The organism is Belliella alkalica (assembly GCF_022549785.1).
Taxonomy (GTDB): domain Bacteria; phylum Bacteroidota; class Bacteroidia; order Cytophagales; family Cyclobacteriaceae; genus Belliella; species Belliella alkalica.
Genome location: NZ_JAKZGO010000014.1, coordinates 73474 through 92429 on the forward strand (window position 1 = coordinate 73474; position 18956 = coordinate 92429).

At 38.3% G+C, this 18956-nt stretch carries 16 protein-coding genes; 7 read left to right on the top strand and 9 right to left on the bottom strand.

The annotated features are described in order from the left end of the window. The first annotated feature begins 69 nt into the window (after positions 1–69). Genes MM213_RS15445 through MM213_RS15455 form a run of 3 tightly spaced genes read left to right on the top strand, consistent with a single transcriptional unit; the run spans position 70 to position 1989 of the window. Complete coding sequence (locus MM213_RS15445; protein WP_241413701.1) at positions 70–567, top strand: hypothetical protein; 498 nt, start codon at positions 70–72, stop codon at positions 565–567. Beyond that, positions 548–1477, top strand: coding sequence for a M12 family metallo-peptidase (locus MM213_RS15450; protein ID WP_241413702.1), 930 nt, complete (start codon positions 548–550; stop codon positions 1475–1477). The genes MM213_RS15445 and MM213_RS15450 overlap by 20 nt, the downstream gene beginning before the upstream one ends. Before the next feature lie 38 nt (positions 1478–1515). After that, the gene (locus MM213_RS15455) at positions 1516–1989 is read left to right on the top strand and encodes a T9SS type A sorting domain-containing protein (protein WP_241413703.1); all 474 of its coding nucleotides are present in this window, start codon (positions 1516–1518) and stop codon (positions 1987–1989) included. A 392-nt stretch (positions 1990–2381) separates the two neighbouring features. Here the strand turns inward: MM213_RS15455 and MM213_RS15460 are convergent, their stop codons facing one another. The 4 genes from MM213_RS15460 to MM213_RS15475 form a co-directional block, all read right to left on the bottom strand. Then, entirely contained in the window at positions 2382–3779 is a 1398-nt protein-coding gene (locus tag MM213_RS15460) for an MltF family protein (protein WP_241413704.1), read from the bottom strand. Positions 3780–3967: 188 nt separating this feature from the next. Then, positions 3968–4708 (bottom strand): 1-(5-phosphoribosyl)-5-[(5-phosphoribosylamino)methylideneamino]imidazole-4-carboxamide isomerase, encoded by a 741-nt coding sequence (locus tag MM213_RS15465; RefSeq protein ID WP_241413705.1) that lies wholly within the window; start codon positions 4706–4708, stop codon positions 3968–3970. 280 nt (positions 4709–4988) lie between these two features. After that, positions 4989–6029, bottom strand: a complete 1041-nt coding sequence (locus tag MM213_RS15470) for a WD40/YVTN/BNR-like repeat-containing protein (RefSeq protein WP_241413706.1) — start codon at positions 6027–6029, stop codon at positions 4989–4991. A 23-nt stretch (positions 6030–6052) separates the two neighbouring features. Beyond that, the gene (locus MM213_RS15475) at positions 6053–6706 is read right to left on the bottom strand and encodes a Tll0287-like domain-containing protein (protein WP_241413707.1); all 654 of its coding nucleotides are present in this window, start codon (positions 6704–6706) and stop codon (positions 6053–6055) included. A 181-nt stretch (positions 6707–6887) separates the two neighbouring features. On the opposite strand from MM213_RS15475, the gene MM213_RS15480 reads away from it, so the two are divergent. After that, positions 6888–9701, top strand: coding sequence for a YCF48-related protein (locus MM213_RS15480; RefSeq protein ID WP_241413708.1), 2814 nt, complete (start codon positions 6888–6890; stop codon positions 9699–9701). Between the two features lie 248 nt (positions 9702–9949). After that, the gene (locus tag MM213_RS15485) at positions 9950–11194 is read left to right on the top strand and encodes a cystathionine gamma-synthase family protein (protein WP_241413709.1); all 1245 of its coding nucleotides are present in this window, start codon (positions 9950–9952) and stop codon (positions 11192–11194) included. Positions 11195–11314: 120 nt separating this feature from the next. Here the strand turns inward: MM213_RS15485 and MM213_RS15490 are convergent, their stop codons facing one another. The 3 genes from MM213_RS15490 to MM213_RS15500 all read right to left on the bottom strand — a co-directional run bounded on the left by MM213_RS15490 (position 11315) and on the right by MM213_RS15500 (position 13043). Further along, positions 11315–11857, bottom strand: coding sequence for a GNAT family N-acetyltransferase (locus MM213_RS15490; RefSeq protein ID WP_241413710.1), 543 nt, complete (start codon positions 11855–11857; stop codon positions 11315–11317). 212 nt (positions 11858–12069) lie between these two features. Further along, entirely contained in the window at positions 12070–12540 is a 471-nt protein-coding gene (locus MM213_RS15495; protein ID WP_241413711.1) for an RES family NAD+ phosphorylase, read from the bottom strand. Then, on the bottom strand, positions 12540–13043 hold the full coding sequence (locus MM213_RS15500) for an Xre family toxin-antitoxin system antitoxin (RefSeq protein WP_241413712.1): 504 nt from the start codon (positions 13041–13043) through the stop codon (positions 12540–12542). Before MM213_RS15500 ends, MM213_RS15495 begins: the two co-directional genes overlap by 1 nt. Before the next feature lie 338 nt (positions 13044–13381). Between MM213_RS15500 and MM213_RS15505 the strand changes: the two genes are divergently transcribed. Both MM213_RS15505 and MM213_RS15510 read left to right on the top strand, forming a co-directional pair. Then, positions 13382–13789, top strand: a complete 408-nt coding sequence (locus tag MM213_RS15505) for a hypothetical protein (protein ID WP_241413713.1) — start codon at positions 13382–13384, stop codon at positions 13787–13789. A 97-nt stretch (positions 13790–13886) separates the two neighbouring features. Continuing rightward, positions 13887–14414, top strand: coding sequence for a hypothetical protein (locus MM213_RS15510; protein WP_241413714.1), 528 nt, complete (start codon positions 13887–13889; stop codon positions 14412–14414). A 244-nt stretch (positions 14415–14658) separates the two neighbouring features. Here MM213_RS15510 and prfA read toward each other — a convergent pair whose 3' ends face one another. Both prfA and uvrA read right to left on the bottom strand, forming a co-directional pair. Further along, on the bottom strand, positions 14659–15735 hold the full coding sequence (prfA, locus tag MM213_RS15515) for a peptide chain release factor 1 (protein WP_241273981.1): 1077 nt from the start codon (positions 15733–15735) through the stop codon (positions 14659–14661). A 267-nt stretch (positions 15736–16002) separates the two neighbouring features. Further along, a complete protein-coding gene (uvrA, locus tag MM213_RS15520) occupies positions 16003–18825 on the bottom strand; it encodes an excinuclease ABC subunit UvrA (protein ID WP_241413715.1) in 2823 nt (940 codons plus the stop codon). Between the last annotated feature and the right edge of the window lie 131 nt (positions 18826–18956).

Genomic DNA, 18956 nt, shown 5'->3' on the forward strand with positions numbered 1-18956 from the left:
GCCAAGACCCGTAAAATGTAGTTCCGGGTAGTATCAACTGTTTTTGCGCAATCTTGGGATGATGAGGTAATGCTCGGCAACTTTGAAAGTTCAGAGGAAGTTCATTTTTTACATTATGAAAACTCTGTTTTTGCTGATTTACAAGAGGCTGTTTCACTTAGTATTCCCCTAAAAACCGGGCAACTCCAACTTGAACTGCTAGAAGTTCCCGATTCTTTTTACAGCTACAAAGTGGTAACCAGTGATGGGCAAAGCCTATCGGCCAACAAGGATATCAAGCACTTCAGGGGAATCGTAAAAGGTGACCCCAACAGTCTTGTAGCCATCAGTTTTATGGAAGATGAGGTGATAGGCTTGATCGCTACAGATGAAGGCAATTTCAATCTGGCATTGGATAAAAAAAGTGGAAGACACATTTTTTATAGTGACAGGAATCTAAAGGAGAAATTGGACTTTCAATGTGAGACTCATGGGCATGGTATTACAGATTATGATCCAGAAATCTTATCCCAAGCATCAAAATCTTCCATCAGTTCGGAAGACGTTTGTGTCCGATTTTTACTTTGAAACCGAACATGATATTTTCCAGACAAGAGGAAGCGTGGCCTCGGTGGAAAGTTTTGTAGCTGCTGTGTTCAACCAAGTTGCTACACTTTATCAAAATGAAAATATAGAAACATCGATTTCTGAGATTTTTGTATGGACTACTGTTGATCCCTATACGTCCAATAACTTAGGTATTCTTTTGCAGCAATTCCAAACCAATAGAACCATATTTAACGGTGATTTGGGTCAATTGCTGACATTTAGAACAGACGTGGGAGGAGGTATTGCTGCTCTCGAAATGGATGGTATATGTAATCCAGACATTTCTGAGAGATTGTCTGTTGCAATGTTACATAACAACTATGAGACTGTTCCTACTTATAGTTGGACTGTCCATATAGTAGCCCATGAGTTTGGCCATTTGTTCGGCTCTCGCCATACCCATGCATGTGTTTGGAATGGAAATAACACGGCTATCGATGGATGTTGGGGTTGTATGGAGAATCCTGATCCTAATGGTGGGGGATGTCAAAATTGCCCTAATCCCGGTGTTCCTTCAGGTGGCGGCACAATTATGAGTTATTGCCATTTGCAGAGTGTAGGCGTTAATTTTAACCTTGGTTTCGGTCTTCAACCGGGCAATGTGATAAGAAACAGTGTGGCAAACGCTGATTGCCTTTGCGAATGTGTCAGCGCCACCATCTCCGGTCCCGACTTCCTCTGCTCCACATCTTCCTATTCTCTTCAAAACCCACCTGTTGGAAGTACGGTCTCCTGGTCTGTTTCTCCTACGCATTTGTTCTCTGGAGCCACTTCCGGCACAGGTGCTACAGCCAATCTAAGTCCTGCCAGCAGTTCAGCTTCCGGAGCGGCGACTCTTACTTATAGTATCACTACGGATTGTGGAGTGGTGATAAGAGCTTTTGGGTAGGGATGGCCTCTTTTCCATCAATAAATGGCCCATACGAGATGCAAATCAATACAGTTGAGAATTTTTATGCAGTCATACCAAGCTATCCATTTAATTTATATTTTGATTGGCAAGTTTATCCTTCAGGAAATGAATGGCTTTATGGTCAAGGAGAACAGGGGATTACCTTGTCTTTCAGTAGTGGTGGGGTGTATTCTGTCAGTGTAGATTTGGTAAATCCGTGTGGCGCAAGAGGTTCGGAAATACCGGTATGGGTATATAATCCATGGGATATGTTTATGGTTTATCCCAACCCTACGACTGACTTCATATCCATTACCAAAAAAAGTAACCCAATCAAAAGTGCAAGTGAAACAAGCCCAGACCCATTTGAGGTAAGTCTTTATGATCAAAGAGGTAAGGAAATCATCAATAGAGCCCAAGCTGATATTGAGACTACCTTAGACTTCAGCAAACTCAAAAAAGGACTTTACTATATCCACATCTACTACAAAGAAGCCATTATCCGATAGCAGATCAAGGTTGAGTAAGGAAGGAAAGACCCGGTTATTGACTGGGTCTTTTTTTGGTTTTGAATGCTCGTATAATGAGGAAAGGGACGAAATGAGAGGGGAAGAGACCGTTCTTATTTTTCAGTCAGGTTTTAAATTAACGAAGCATCTTAAATATCCTGATCCGGGGGGATTTGATTTACCCAAAATGGAATAACATATTCCCCAGATATGGAAGCGTAGATGCAATCTACGCTCAGGGGCAAGCAACTGCCTTTCGTAGGTAGAAACTATAAAAACTACAATTTCCCTTCTAATGAAGATTGCATCTACACCTTAAATATACTTCTTCTGACACACCTTAGGTTGACAATCCTTACAATAAGGCAAACGGGTAAAAATTCAATAAAGACCTACGGCTCAACCAAAACCCTATAAGAGTTATACAAAATCAAAATATCATCAACATAGTTGACCGCAATATGGCCTTTGGCATACCCACTCCGTACAATCGGATCACGGTAATATTCCGGATCAGTTTTTAGTTTGAGGAAATGTGATACATGCTCCCAATATTGTGGGTTCTTTCCATATTTCATCGTGAGCTTCCAAGCATCTTCGACATGGCCATGACCGATATTGTAAGAAGCCAATATAAATTTTATTCTTTCATTGGATTCGGGTATTCTTTCCCTCCAGAATTTATCCAAATACCTCAAGAAATTTACACCTCCCATCAAGCTCTGGTAAGGATCATTTGGATCATCTACACCAAACCTTTCTAAGGTCACAGGCATCAGCTGTAGTAAACCTGTGGCGCCAGCATATGATGTAGCTTCAGGATTAAATGCAGACTCTTTATAGACTAATGAAGCCAACAACCTCCAGTCCCAACCTAGGCTTTCGGCTGCTGTTTTTATAATATCGTCATAGGCAGAAATTTTATTCCCTCCCAATGAAGAAAATGCACTATTTGATCTATAGTAACTGTTTTTTGAATTCAAAAAGTACTTGGAATATAGTGTAGCAAAGTAACCTGATTTTTTTCTTTTTGCAATCCAAGAATTGATAGCGTTTTCAAGGTTTGGGGCATTCGGTCTCACAGCCCATGCTACTGGTGATTGTTCGCTGATTTCAAGACTGACATCAAGCTCGTTATTATATGTAGCGTTTACCAAAGCTAAATCTTTATCAACTACAGTATAATCAATTTTTTTCTCCAAGACTTTAGAAATCAACTGCTCTCTTCCTTCCCTGACTTCCATGATTCCCACCGAAAAAGTACTGTCTTGACTTAAACTGCAAATCTGCGATTTGTAAATAGCACCTTGGGGAATATGAATCACCTGATCCTTCAATTGATCTACTGTATTAATCATTTGACCTGACTTTCTTTGAACCAATACAGTGCTTACTTCGCCCAAAGGACTGGAGAAATTGCCATATTTTTTTCGCTCTGATGACATTTCAAGGTTCATTGCTATGATATCTGCTTTTCCTTTGTTCAAAAGTACATACGCTTCTTCTATGTCAGACTTCACTATCAAATGTAATCTTACTCCTAGGCTACTTGCGAGATTTCTCAACAACTCAAACTCGTACCCCATTCTTCTACCGCGATAGATATAATAGCTAGTCGAAGAATTATCAACCACAGCACGGATATAGCCTCTTTTGATGATTTGATCCAGGTCTAAGTCCACAGGGTTTTCCCAAATTGAAGCATTTCTCTCTTTTTCTAAAAATGTACACTGTACTCCAAAAGTCAAAAGGAGCAAAATGAATATGAAAGATGTGAATGATTTACGCATAAAATACCTTCTGGTACAAACAGAAATAAACCGCTAAAGTGGTGTCAACCACCACATTTAGCAAATAATATACCAATTTTAAATATTAGAAAATCTTGAGTCTGAAATAAAAAAATAAAGCCTCACTAGGTATGTTAGAGAGGCTTTTTTTAAGTATTAATGAAAATTGTCTAAAGCGTTAGTGAGTATTAATTCCCATGGGCAGCCATGAATTTGTCCAAGTCTTGTAAGGTTATTTTACCTTCATAATACGCTCTTCCAAACACTACTGCTGTGACTCCATTTTCTTTTAATTGAATAAAATCATCGATGGATCTGACGCCACCATTGGCAGCAAGATGAATTGTTGGGAATTTTTCTACGATTTCTTTATAAAGCTCAAAGTTTGGCCCTTCCATGACCCCATCTCTCGTTACGTCAGAGCATTTCAAGTATTTCAAGCCTCTTGAATAGAAGTTTTCTATGTGGTCAAAAAGATCTACCTCTGTTTTTTTTGTCCACCCCTTTGTCTTGATTTTATGATCTTCAGGATTGGTATCGGCTGCCAAGTTGATTTTTTCTCTACCATAGGACATAATCCATTGAGCAAATCTTTCAGGGAAATATACAGAAACAGAGGCCGCTGTGATTGCGCGAGCACCGTGTTCAAAGGATTTGAGCACATCTCCATCAGTGGAGATTCCACCTGTGAAATCGACATTCAAATTGGTGTAGCCAGCAATTGCTTCTAGGATGTGATAGTTTTTTGGTTCTCCTCGTCTAGCTCCATCCAAATCTACCAAATGAAGCCATCGGATTCCGTGGTCTTCAAATGCTTGGGCAATTTCTAGAGGGTTGTTGGAAATAACTTCCTCTGTCGAGAAGTCTCCTCTCTTGAGTCGGACACATTTTCCATTAATCAAATAAATAGATGGGATAATATCAAACATGGTCTTATAGGCTTTTATTGATAATAATGCTAAGGTTCAGTGTTTTTTCAGAAAATGAGGGCAATTTACCTTTTCTTCGGATTTCTAAAGATAATAGAAGAACCCATTATTTGGCAATTCTCTGGTAAATTGTTTGGTTTCTTGTACAAGATAATTTAAAAATATGATTTTCTGCAAATGTGAAAGTAAGTAAATAAGATGATCTGTAATGATACCAAGAAGTTAATCTGATACCCACCGAAATAAAATTAGCTATACACTATTTTTGTGCATCTCAAATTCAATAAATCAATCGGCCAATTTTACCTCCTGCACCTGAAGCCCATATGCTTCCCTGAGATTTGTCTATAAATACTGCATGAAAGCCTTCATCAGAAAATTTTTCCCAGTTTATCCCCCCATCTTTTGAAAAGTCGCTTCCATTAGTACCCACGCTTACTACCCAGTGATGTCTCGGAAAGTATGCTACCCCCGACCTATATCCTGTAGGCAAATTTCCAGATAACAACTCCCAGCTATTTCCGAGTTCTGGAGAATAGATTGCGTTTTTTTGAGAAAGGTCAGGTTGTAAATAATCACCACCCACAGCGATCAAGTTGTCATTGTCTAACTTTGAAAGTGAAAATATGCCTTGTGAGGGTTCTCCTTGAATAATAGGTGTTGCTTTGATTTCCCATCTGTGTCCGCCATCCTTGGAACGATAGATTTTGCTTTTACTGCCACCACTTGAAAACCAAATGAACTCGTTATCTGTCAAAATTGTAGATCCACTTGCAGCAAAAGACCCTTCACCGGATTCTGCACTCGGGCTTGACTCGAGCCAAGTCCAGCTTTCCCCTCCATCCATTGTTTCCAAAACCATCCATTTGCCATCTATCGGGTCCCCAATTGCATAACCTTTACGATTTTTGAAAAATGAAATACCATCAAGGAAAGCCTCTTCTGGACCCTGATACTTTTTTTGCCAAGTCTTACCGCTATCGATGGTTTTATAAATGACAGCAGGTTGCCCAGCAGAAACTGCAATAGCTGTAGAAGCACTAAACCCTTCTATATCTCTAAAATCAACAGAATCGAGCCCATCAATGACTCCTGTAGACCAAGTTTTCCCTCCATCCAAAGTCAACAACCAAGTGCCTTTGGAACCACTGGCCCATATGATTTCTGATGTAAGGGGAGATAGTCCTCGAATGGAAGCGTCACTAGGGACTTCCATAATTTCCCATCCTATTGGGGAATCGATTTTCGGGTGCTTACGATTCTCTTGACAAGAATTGAGAATGACTGCAATGGCAACTACAAGCAAGAGTCTTTTTTTCATATTTATGGCTTGGGGATTTGGAGTCAAAGTCTTTTAATGACTTCGGCCTTCGGAATTCTTATACTCCACATTCCACGAAGATCTCCGATTTTATGGTTCTTTGCTTTATCTTCAGGATATAGTTTCTGAATTTTCTCTAAAGTCTCTTTATTGATATCAGTTTCGGGATCTCCATGACAGTTCAAGCAAAGACCATTAGGGATCTGTATAGCTTTTGTATAAAGCAAGACTTCCCCATTCTCGAATTTTTGGATGTTGGGTTCGTTCTTGATGTCGTTTTCTGAATTGTAGGCATACGCATCCAAAATCGAAAGCTCATCTTCGGTAGGCTTGTCTAGTGGATTTCTGAAATCAGTAGAAGCTCTTTTTATTGAAATATTGTGTTTTTGGCTTACCTCGCTGAGTATTGGCAGTGCTTCGACGTGACAAAAAGCGATAGCTTCGGCAATTCCTTTTTCTGCAATTGCTTTTTGCAATGCGGTGATTAATTGCGTCTGTGCTTCATTGCTGATTTCATCTCCCCATTTCATAGCTTCCTCCAAGATATCTACCTCACTAAGCTTCTTGACTTCCATGCTTTTATTTACTTCTTCAAAGATGTCTTTGCTTATTTTTTCGTTTGAATTACATGAGAAAAGTAATTGTGCGCAGAAAATTGTAGAAATAATTTTTTTCATAATTCTAATGTCTTTCCCTAAAAATACGGCTAAAAAACCATTTCTTAAAGGGTTAAATGCTGTTTGTTTTTAATGATTCATAATGACTCAAACGCCAATGTATAAAGCTATAAAAATAACTTTCTTTATTGGGTAATAATTTTAATTTTACAAAACTTAATCAATCCTCCACTTTGTATCAATGAAAAAATCATACCTTTTATCAGTTTTCTTTTTTCTAATTTGCTCTTTGTGTATTTCACAGACTTGGAGAAGAGTAGGGAGCTGGGGAAATCAGTTTTCAGGAATTACGTGGGTTAATGATGAAGTTGGATTTATGTCCGGAGATCAGGTTATCCTCAAGACAGTAGATGGGGGACTAAGTTGGGCTGAACAAGAAGCCCCTTCAAAGAACAAAATGAACGGAATAGATTTTTTCAATGAAAACATAGGTTTGATAGTCGGTGATTCCGGTCAAATCTATAGAACTACAGATTCAGGGACAACATGGAGTTTAATTTCATTAAATACATCAAGTTCATTGAAAAAGGTTAAGTTCCTGAATCAAAATAGAGCATACATAGTAGGTGACAACGGGGAATTATATAGATCGACTAATGGAGGACAGTCATGGGCAAGACAGAATGTGGGGGCTACAGCTGATTTGACTGGATTGACTTTTGCAAATCAGGATACTGGGTACGTGTCAATGGCAAATGGCGCTGTCTTGAGAACTTTCAATCAAGGGAATAATTGGACAATCCTAAACACTCAAAATACAAGAACATTGAATAGCATATACTTTTCTACAGGAAAGACTGGATATGCTGTAGGAAATGGTGGGACTATTCTAAAGACTAGTGACGCAGGAGTAAACTGGTCTTTAGTGAATTCGGGTACTGAGAGGGATTTGATAAGTGTTTCATTCAATAAGGCTAATATTAACTTGGGTGTGATTGTAGGCAAATCTGCCACTTTGCTCAGGACGATCAATGCTGGGCAGACTTTTGATGGGATCAATAGCAATAATACACAAGATTATTTATCCGCAAGTTTTAGGGCAAATTCAAATGTCGTTTTTGCTGTAGGGACTAGTGGTTTTGTCTTGGCATCAACCAACTCAGGCGGCTCATGGGCAGTGAGATTGTCTGGAATCAGAAATGATTATAATGCGACCACATTTAGAAATGAAAATTTAGGTTTTTTTGTAGGAAATGAAGGTAAGTTTTTCTTCACTTCAAATGGGGGTAATAGCATTTCAGACAGATCAAGACCACTTACAGTAACAATTAATAACCTTTATTTTACTACAAATGCTTTTGGTTACATTGTTGGAGATGGTGGTACTGTACTAAGGACATCCAATTCTGGAACCAATTGGACTTCCCTGAACTTAAACACTAACCTAAATTTGAAGGGAGCATATTTTTTCAACAATAATCTAGGATACATAGTAGGTGAGAATGGTTTTGTTTCAAAAACAGAAAATGCAGGGATCAATTGGCAGCAAGTATCAGGTCTAAATACTACAGTTAGCCTTAATCAAATTTTGTTTTATGATGAATTTATAGGTGTAGTAGTAGGAGATGATGGGTTCTTGAGTAGAACTGATGATGGTGGAGATCAATGGGGACAAGTGTCTGTCCCTACGTCATCATCCTTGGTAGATATTACGATTTTAGACCAAAATTCCATGATAGCTATAGGAAGTAATGGTACCATCATCAAAACGGAAGACAAGGGTTTGACATGGAAAAGTATTTCTACGTCATTCAACTTTAATTTCACAGGAGTTGATTTTTTGGATGAGTTGGTTGGGTTTATTTCAGGGGAAAAGGGTCTGATTTTAAAAACTGAAGATGGAGGGGAAACGTGGGTTCGAATGCCTACCGGTACATTTCAGGATCTTTCAGGTTTGAGTTTTGGTTCTTTGAGTATAGGCTATGCAGTAGGAGAAAGGGGAAGTTTGTTTCAATATAGATGTGCTGTTCCAGATACTCCGACTTTGATTTTTGGTGAATCAAATATTTGCCTTAGTCAGCAAGCATATAGTGTCCAAAGTTCAGGTGAAGCAGGAGAAGTATTTGATTGGCGAGTAGATGGTGGGACTATTTTGGAAGGCCAAGGTTCAAATCGAATTATTGTAAGATGGGATACTCCAGGAAGAAACGCTGTTTTGGTAAGAGGACAAAATGAATGTGGCAATGGAGGAACCAAAGGCCTTGAGGTTTTGGTCTCTGTAGCACCACAAGCTATTCCAGAGATTAATGGGGAAGGTGCAGTATGCTCCAATTCATTTGTAACATATTCAGTAAATGATGTTCCTGGGACAGAGTTTGTTTGGCAGGCAAGTGGAGGTCTTGTGAGGCAAGGCCAGGGTACGGCTACTGTTACGATTGAATGGACTGGTCTTGGCTCACAAACTTTGTCAGTAACTCCTCGTAATCCATGTGGATCAGGAACTTTGTTCTCAAAACCAATTACAATTCAAAGTCCACCAACTGCGCCTTCCCAGATAAGTGGTGCAGAAATGGCAGGTTTGATAGAGTACGACTATGAAGTTGTCAATGTTCCTGGGATGAACTATACTTGGTCTATTTCAGGAAATGGAGGGACAATTATCCAAGGGCAGGGTTCAAATAAGGTTGTGGTAAAATGGGCAAGAGAAGGAGAGTTTGATTTGACAGTGACTCCTATGAATAGTTGTAATACTGGGCCAACAAGTACTTTGAAAGTTGTCGTGAATCTAATTACAAGTATAGTAGAAGAAAAAGTTGTAGATTCTTTTGTGAAAATTTATCCGAATCCATCAATTGGCAACATTCGTATTTCTACGTCAGGACTATCAGATATTAGGGATATTAGCATTGTCAATAGTCTGGGTCAAACGCTCAGGCAAGTTTTACCTACACAAGGGGTGTTTGAATATAATGTTGTCGATTTACCAAGAGGGGTTCACACTTTGATTCTTAGAACTAGAGAGAATGAGTACTTTAAAAAGATTATTGTTGAGTGAGATTAGTCAACATAATAAAGGTTAATGGTATCAATACAGCAAAATTCTTTTGCCATATTTTTTCAAAATAAAGGGGTTTTTCTCTAGGTAAAACAAAATTATATTTTGTTTTACAAAAAATACATCATTTAAACATTAATATTCAGAATAATAATAAAAAATCAAACACGTAATCGAAATATTATTTCGATTACGTGTTTGATTTTTTAAAGGTTTTTTCGCTGATTTGCATCGATAAACCCACAAATATGATGAATAGAGAATTTCATCCAGAGAGTTTGATGATGACTCATGGATACAAGCCAGAACTTTCAGAAGGAGCGATCAAGTGCCCAATTTTTCAGACTTCGACATTTGTTTTCAAGTCGGCAGAAGAAGGGAAAGCCTTTTTTCAAGTTGCATACGGTCAAAGAGAGAAAGAGCCAAATGAAGAGTTGGGGTTGATATATAGCAGGTTGAACAATCCGGATTTACAGATTTTGGAAGAAAGACTGTGTCTTTGGGATGGAGCAGATGAGTGTGCGGTTTTTGAAAGTGGTATGTCTGCAATCTCAACCGTGATGTTGGAATTTTTGAGACCTGGCGATGTGATGCTATATAGCAAGCCCGTCTATGGAGGAACAGATCATTTTGTGAACAAAGTTTTGCCACAATACGGAATCAAAGGTATTGGATTTACAAGTGTGCAAAGCAAAGAAGAAATTTTGCAGCTCGTCAAAGGTCAGGAAGAAAAAGTGAAGATGGTTTATATTGAAACTCCCGCCAATCCAACCAATGCGCTTTTTGACTTGAAAATCTGTAGAGAAGTAGCCGATGAATTGTCAGGTGATGAAAAAGAAGTCGTAGTCTGCGTGGATAATACCTACATGGGGCCTCTTTGGCAACATCCATTGAAGCATGGGGCGGATTTGATTGTGTATTCGGCGACAAAATATATCGGTGGTCATTCAGATTTGATCGCAGGTGCGGTTTTGGGTAAGTCCAAACATATGGTGAGAGTTAGGACACTTCGGACATTCCTTGGAAATATGGCAGGTCCATGGACAGGTTGGTTGCTCATGCGAAGTCTCGAGACGCTGAAGGTAAGGATGACCAAGCAAGCAGAAAATACAGTTAAAGTCGCAGATTTTCTTCAGTCCCATCCAAAAGTGGAGAAAGTCTATTATTTAGGTCATTTGGAAGAAGGGTCTGTGCAACATGAAATTTTCAAAAGGCAATTGACTTCTGCTGGAGCAATGATATCTTTTGATGTGAAAGGTGGTGAAAAGGAGGCGTTTACTTTTTTGAACAATCTCAAACTGATGAAGTTGGCAGTTTCTCTTGGAAGTACTGAATCACTTGCAGAGCATCCAGCTACCATGACTCACAGTGATGTTTCGGCTGAGGACCGAGAGCTTCTTGGGATTTCAGAGAAACTTGTAAGAATATCAGTAGGCGTGGAGCATCATTCCGATATCATTTGGGATATAGAACAAGCTTTGGAAAAAGTGTGATTAGAATTTAAATGTTGCGTTTTGCTTAAGCCATACCTGTCTGTGATAGGTATGGCTTTTTGTTCGTATTGCAGCATTTTGGAGTGCCGTATAGTACGTTGAAAGAATTAACAATTTCCCTTATCTATCCACCTTTTCAACTTCTGATCTGATGATCACATATTGAAAGATATCGCCTATTTTATCATCCTTAATATAGGCGTCTCTAAGGATTGCCTCAGGGATAAATCCTGATTTCTCCAACACTTTCATGCTTGCAGTATTGTAATCAAAGACCTGTGAAAAAATCCTTTTGATATGAGGGAATTTATCCAAAACATATTCAGAATATAGCTGCACTGCCTCAGAGGCAATCCCCTTGCCCCAAAATGGTTCTGCAACCCAAAAACCAATTTCCAGACTAGTCCTCAATTCATCTTTGCAGATTTCACCACCCACAGAACCTACCAATTGATCATTGTATTCAATGGCAAAATTTTGTGGAGGATTAAATTTGATATTATGTTCTATCCAATGTCTGGCATCATGAATGGTATATGGCTGTGGAAAAGTGTCCTTTAAGTTTTTGGCGATATTAGGATTGTTGGCTATAGGATAAAGACTGTGGAAGTGTCCATCATTCCATCTTACCAAAGCGATATTACCTTTACCTGTGATCTTCATATTGGTGCGTTGGGTTAGTTAAGGTTAATTTAACTTAATTTTCGAAGAAGACAAATTTTTTGATTCAATCTGATGTTTTAAAGGATAGTTACGTCATTTAGTTGAGAAATAAGAACTGTTGGTAATCAGAGGATTGGAGGATGGTGAGTAGGGTAGTGGGGGGTGAGCTGTGAGGAGAAAAATTGTTTTTGTTGACAATCAATCATAATGTATTATCGTCTTTGGTTCATTTTAAGCCTTTCATCTATGGCTAATTCAATAAACTCGACAATCCTGACTTTTTCGAAATCTTTATACAATGGATTAAGTATTAGGTTTGATTCCAAATTGACAATTGTGGAAGGTACCCGTAGTGCAAAAAAATCTCGATGCTTAGCAAGGTTTGTGAATATTGAAGTTGTTTGTGAGGAGTAAGGATATTGATTCCATTTATGGGGCAATTCCTTTAGCTCTTCAATTAAAAAATCTTCTGGGAACTCGATTTTTGCGATTAAAATATTGGCAGGTAAGTATGCAATATTTTCTGAGTGAACATAGTATTCTAGCAAAGCCAATGAGATGTTTTCCGAGCAATAGACTGCTCTTGTGCCTATTTCATTCCACCTGCCGCCAACCTTTTCAGCGCCTACTCCAGATAAAGTTGACTCTTTATATTTCACATTGGCTATTCGGTAAACGATCATTAGCTATATACATTATATTGAATTCTAATGATTTCATTTTCAACAATATCAAAACCAAAACTACTGTCGAGCAATTCAAAAGGTTTTTTATTCCCAAGTGCTCTTGATGGAGTCATTAGCCAATTCTTAAAATTATCCTTGGAGTCAAATACTTCGTAGCCTAACCCGAATAACTTCGCTAATTCATAGATTCGTTGAGAAGTCTCTTTATTATAAATTTCCTTTTTTTGCATACTACTTATCGATGCAGGAAGAATATTTTCAAACTCTTTTTCTGTTGAATCTATATATGAAATCAAATCTTTCCAATCTGTTTTTTTAACTCCTTCGCGTATCCGGTCGATTAATTCCAAGTTATGACTGGGTGCATCTTTGCCATGAACAACAACCCATGCTGGAGAAAACTTATCCATGTAAGTGTTATTAGCTATCTTCTTGTCAAGATTTAGATGTTTACTTGTCCCTTTTTTTCCAACACTTCTAGAAGTTTTTACTTTATTCATAATAGTATTTTTACACTTGTATGATAGTAAATATACAATTTTAATTTCTAAATGATTTCAATCCCCTTGTAATTTTGATTAGAGGAATTTGCGAAATCTCAGAATCTAACTATTTCAAATTTTATGCGTAATTTGAAATTTCTGACTTAAAAAAATAAAACTCACAAGTTCACTAAAAGGAATATCGGGAGTTTAAATTTACGATGCTTGCAGTTTTTGTGTAACCTTTAAATTCACAAAGCCTTGGAAGCTTACTTATTTCAAATTGAGAAATTTTGTTTACTGTAGAATTATTTTGACAAATGATAGTGAGAAAATTTGTAACCATATTAATTTTTATGGTATTAACAAAAAGTGCGTTTAGTCAAGCTAATGCAGATGCAACCTATGGCATGACAAGTGAACAAAATAATGAATGGTTAGCGAAAGTTGCCATTGCGGATAAAGATTTGCAATTAAGATTAATCAAGGGTAGGCTTTTTGAAAATCGAGAAAAATTAAACCCTTTAGATCATTTGAAGGTCCCTATTTTAATAATTGATGGTGTTGTAATTGACGACATTACCTATGAAAAGAAAAAAGAGTTTCTTAAAGCTCAATTGACAACAGGAAAAGTAAACATAGCTATAGTTGATAGGGGACTTGAAGGACTTTATTTAGACAAAGAATTTACTGGATTAATCTTGATTGTTTTAACTGATAAAATGGCGAGACTAAAATACAGTAAGTTAAAAAGAATGTCTTAGTTTTTTAGGTGTATGAGTCCTTTATTAACCATTCTTATTAAATTTATTTTGATATGAAGAAAATTTCAAAGTTTACCCTACTTAAAGAAACCTTTATATGCTTACAATAAAATCAGGTATGTTTATAAGATTTAACGAGCCATTTTTTGTAAATATAAATCAATCCAAAAGTGCTGTAAATAATTACATTAATTATGAAAAGAGCAAAAAAAAAGATTTTTTTAGCTTTATAAAAAGTAGTCCTCTGGATTTTAATGAATTTACAATTCTTGATGGAAATGTAGTAATTGATGTTGAAGCTAAAATTTTAAATCCGTTTCGAGGTGCTGGTAAAATACGTATGAATCTTCACACTGATGAAAGTAATTCGGGTACACATATCAAAGGTGAGATTATACCTTATAATGGCTTATACCTCTTTACTTTTTATATGGTTATGGGCTTTTTAGTATTGTGGTCTGTTTTAGTTTTATTGGTGTCTTCAGGTGTAGAGACTTTAACAATGTTAGCTTTAAGTTGGGGAGTGTTCCCATTAGTTTTGATATTAATACCTTTTTGGTATCGAAGGAAATTAAGAATATATAGAGATTGTTTTATAGATATTTTAAATAAAAACTGTACTTAAAGTATTAAAAAAAATTATTCACATCGATCGTACCTACGGCATTTCTTTATCTTATCAATAACCTATTGTCCCCGCATTACGTACGGGGCTCCGCCACGGCTGACAAGTTACTTAAAGTTCAACCTCCCGTGCCGATAACTATAGGCACGGGACAGGCTCTTCGGGCTTGTCTAAATTCAATCTTAATGTCTTCCTCTTCCTCCTTCATCCTTCATCCTTCCTCCTTCAAATTTCCTCCTTCTTTCTACTCTTCCATCCCACTAGTCTTCATCTTCTCGACATTTTCTGCAAATCGAAGTGCTGAGATAAAATCCTCAATGTTTCCTTCCATGACATCTGGCAGGTTATAGACAGTTTTGTTGATTCGGTGATCAGTTACTCGGCTTTGCGGATAGTTGTAAGTTCTGATTTTGTCAGAGCGGTCACCACTTCCTACCATGGATTTTCTTTGGGCACCAACAGCATCGTTGTGCTTGGCAAGTTCTATTTCATACAGCCTGGATCTCAATACTTTTAGGGCTTTCTCGAAGTTTTTGATCTGAGACTTTTCATCCTGACAAGTCACTACAAGTCCAGAGGGTAAATGTGTCAATCGAACGGCCGAATAGGTTGTGTTCACCGACTGTCCACCAGGTCCAGAAGAACAATAGGTGTCTTTTCGAACTTCATTCATGTCAATGTTCACCTCTACTTCATCCATCTCTGGAAGTACTGCCACAGAAGCAGCTGAAGTATGGACGCGCCCTTGGGTTTCGGTCATCGGTACTCGCTGAACACGGTGTACACCGGATTCGAATTTCATCATGCCATAGACATCGGCACCAGTGATTGTGCTGATGATTTCTTTGTAGCCACCTGATGAACCAAAAGTTAAGTCAAGTACTGTAAGTTTCCAGTTTTGCTTGTCACAAAAGCGCTGATACATCCTGAATAGATCACCTGCAAAAATCGCGGCTTCATCTCCACCTGTACCACCTCTGATTTCCAAGATACAATCTTTGGAATCATTCGGGTCTTTGGGGATCAGCTGCTGTTTCAGATCTTCTTCAAGCTTGATTTGACGATCTTTCAATTCGTCCAATTCAGCCTTGGCCATATCCCTGAAGTCAGGGTCTTTTTCCTTTTCTAGAATTTCTTTGGAACTTTTGATATTGTCCAATACCAAACTGTATTCATCAAGAAGCTCAACCACTTTTTCCAAATCCTTATATTCTTTGGAAAGTTTGGTGTATTTGCTCATATCGGACATGGCATCCGGCTGGATGATCAATTGTCCGACTTCAATAAATCTATCTTTTAGCGCTTGTAATTTGTCAAGCATAATTGTTCGTCGTTTTTAATAAGAGTGGCAAAGATAACTCCTCTAAACCTAGGAATAAAATATTTTATAATTATCCGCAAATACATCAATTGCTTATTATACTCAGAATTCATACGGATAAGTGTCAACTGTCAACTGACAACTGACAACAGCCCTCTGGTGGTTGTAATATGATGCTTTGATTTTTTGCTTTCTTGTTAATGAGAAAAATCAAAGCATTCGAAAATATGAGGTTGTATCTGGGTAAATGGTGATTATTGGAAATGATCAATTTCCATCAAAAGCCTCCCTCAAATACTTCGCAGTATAATTGTCTTTTACTTCCATCAATGCTTCAGGTGTTCCTTCAAAGGTGATGTTTCCACCCCTTTCTCCACCTTCTGGACCTATGTCAATAACCCAATCTGCAGATTTGATGACTTCTGTATTGTGCTCGATGATAATCACTGTGTGTCCTTGATCGATCAGCGCATTGATAGAGTGGAGGAGCTTTTTGATGTCGTGAAAATGCAAGCCTGTAGTAGGTTCATCGAAAATAAAGAGGATATGGTCTCCAGACTTATTGCCTCCCTTTCCAAGGAATGATGCAAGTTTGACACGCTGTGCTTCACCTCCAGAAAGGGTATTTGAGGATTGCCCCATTCCAATATAGCCAAGTCCAACTTCTTGTAGTGGTTGGAGTTTGTTGATGATTTGGTTTTTCCCTTGGAAAAATTCCATTGCCTCATCAATAGTCATGTCAAGAATATCGGAGATGTCTTTTTCTTTGTATTTGGCATCCAAAATCTCAGCCTTGAACCTCTTGCCTTTACAGGATTCACAAGTCAGGTGAATATCTGCCATAAACTGCATCTCTACAGTCTGTGTACCTTCGCCTTGACATGCTTCACAGCGACCACCATCTACGTTGAAGGAGAAAAATGCCGGTTTGTAACCTCTTTGCTTGGATACAGGAAGTTCCGAGAACAATGCCCTGATGGCATCATAAGCTTTGACATAAGTGACTGGATTCGAGCGTGAAGATTTTCCAATTGGGTTTTGATCTACAAACTCAATTTGGGTGATTTTCTTGTAGTCACCTTCCAGCTTATCAAATTTTCCTGTTTCATCAATGACAGTTCCATGGATTTTTCCCAAAGCAGGATAAAGTACTTTTTTGATTAAAGTAGATTTTCCTGACCCACTGACACCCGTGACTACGGTCAGGGCGTGAAGTGGGAACTTGGTAGTCACATTTTTAAGGTTATTTTCCCTTGCTCCTTTGACTACAATGCTATCTTTCCACTTTCTGTTAGATTGCTTGATATTGATTTTCTCTTCTCCTTTGAGGTATTGGGCTGTGTAGGTGTCGGAACTGGATATCAATTCCTCCAGATTTCCTTGAAACATCAAATTACCTCCCTTTACACCTGCATCTGGACCAATATCTATGATTTCATCGGCAGCTTTCATGATTTTTTCCTCATGTTCTACCACAATGACCGTATTCCCCATGTCTCGCAATGCCTTTAGCACTTCAATCAAGCGGTCTGTATCTCTAGGGTGAAGTCCTATGCTCGGTTCATCCAAAATATACATTGATCCGACCAAAGCAGAACCCAAAGAAGTGGCCAATTTGATTCTTTGGAATTCTCCGCCTGATAGGGAAGAAGTAAGTCTATTCAGCGTAAGATAGCCTAAGCCAACTTTATCAATGTATTCCAAACGGTTCAGGATCTCTTTCAAGAGTCTGTTCGCGACTTTTTGTTCAGCAGGACTAATGTCTAGGTTTTGGAAAAATGGGAGTGCTTTCTCTATTGGCATTAGAACAATGTCTGTGATAGAATGGCCTGCTATTTTGACATAAGAAGCATCTTTTCTCAATCGCGTTCCCCTACAATCTGGGCAGGTAGTTCTTCCACGGAATCGAGAGAGCATCACGCGATACTGGATTTTATGCGTTTTGCTTTCCAATTCACTGAAGAATTCATTCAAGCCTTTGAAGTATGAATTTCCAGTCCAGAGCAATTCTTTTTCTGCTTCAGTCAGGTCTTCATATGCACGGTGGATGGGGAAATCAAAATAAATCCCTTTTTTTACCAAAGGTTCTAGCCATTTCCCTGTCGTCTCACCTCTCCAAGGTGCAATTGCCCCCTCGTACACTGACATTGATTTGTCTGGGATTACCAAATCAGGATCGAGTCCAAGCACTGAGCCAAATCCCTCACAAGTTCTACAAGCACCATAAGGATTGTTGAAGCTGAAGAAATTCACAGATGGTAATTCGAAAGTGATGTCATCTAGTTCGAATTTGTCAGAGAAGGTTCTATTTGCCTTGTCAGGAATCAGAATGGTACATTCTCCATGACCTTCAAAAAAAGCCGTCTGAACAGAATCAGCGATTCTGAATTGATTGTCTTCGTCTTCTTTTTGTACAGTAGCCCTGTCGATCAGAATTTCATATCGACCTTTTGGCATTTTCTTCTCTGTGACCAAATCTTCCACAAAAAAAGCTTCCCCATCAATCAAAATCCTCGTAAAGCCTTTTTGCAACAATAATTCTAATTCTTGTTTGATAGATCTTTCATTCAGAATCTGAAGCGGACATGAGATCATCACACGATCACCTTCTTCAAATGAATGGATGAAATCGACCACGTCTGTTACTGTGTGGTGTTTTACCTCATCTCCACTTACTGGAGAGAAAGTTCTGCCAATTCGACTGAAAAGCAATTTGAGATAATCATAGATTTCAGTTGTTGTTCCAACTGTTGACCTAGGGTTTTTGGTGCTGACTTTCTGTTGGATTGCGATAGCAGGAGATACACCTTTGATGTACTCCACATCAGGTTTTTCCATTCTCCCCAAAAACTGCCTTGCGTAGGAACTTAAGCTTTCCACATACATTCTTTGGCCTTCGGCAAAAAGCGTATCAAATGCCAAAGAGGATTTCCCAGAACCCGAAAGTCCAGTTACCACCACCAATTTATTTCTTGGGATGGCTACACTGAGGCTTTTTAGGTTGTTTACCTTGGCATTTTTGATGATGATATATTCCTTGGGATCAAGGTCGTCGATGGATAATTTCTGAACTGGCGTGCTTGAATTCATAACTTGCAAAGTTACCCAACTAACCTGTATAATGATAATTTGTTGCGGATTTTAGCCTTGTATTTTTTACAAAATCGAATTTTACTCTGAGAAATTTGTTTTCTTTGGATTGGGAACGTCAACCTATCAAG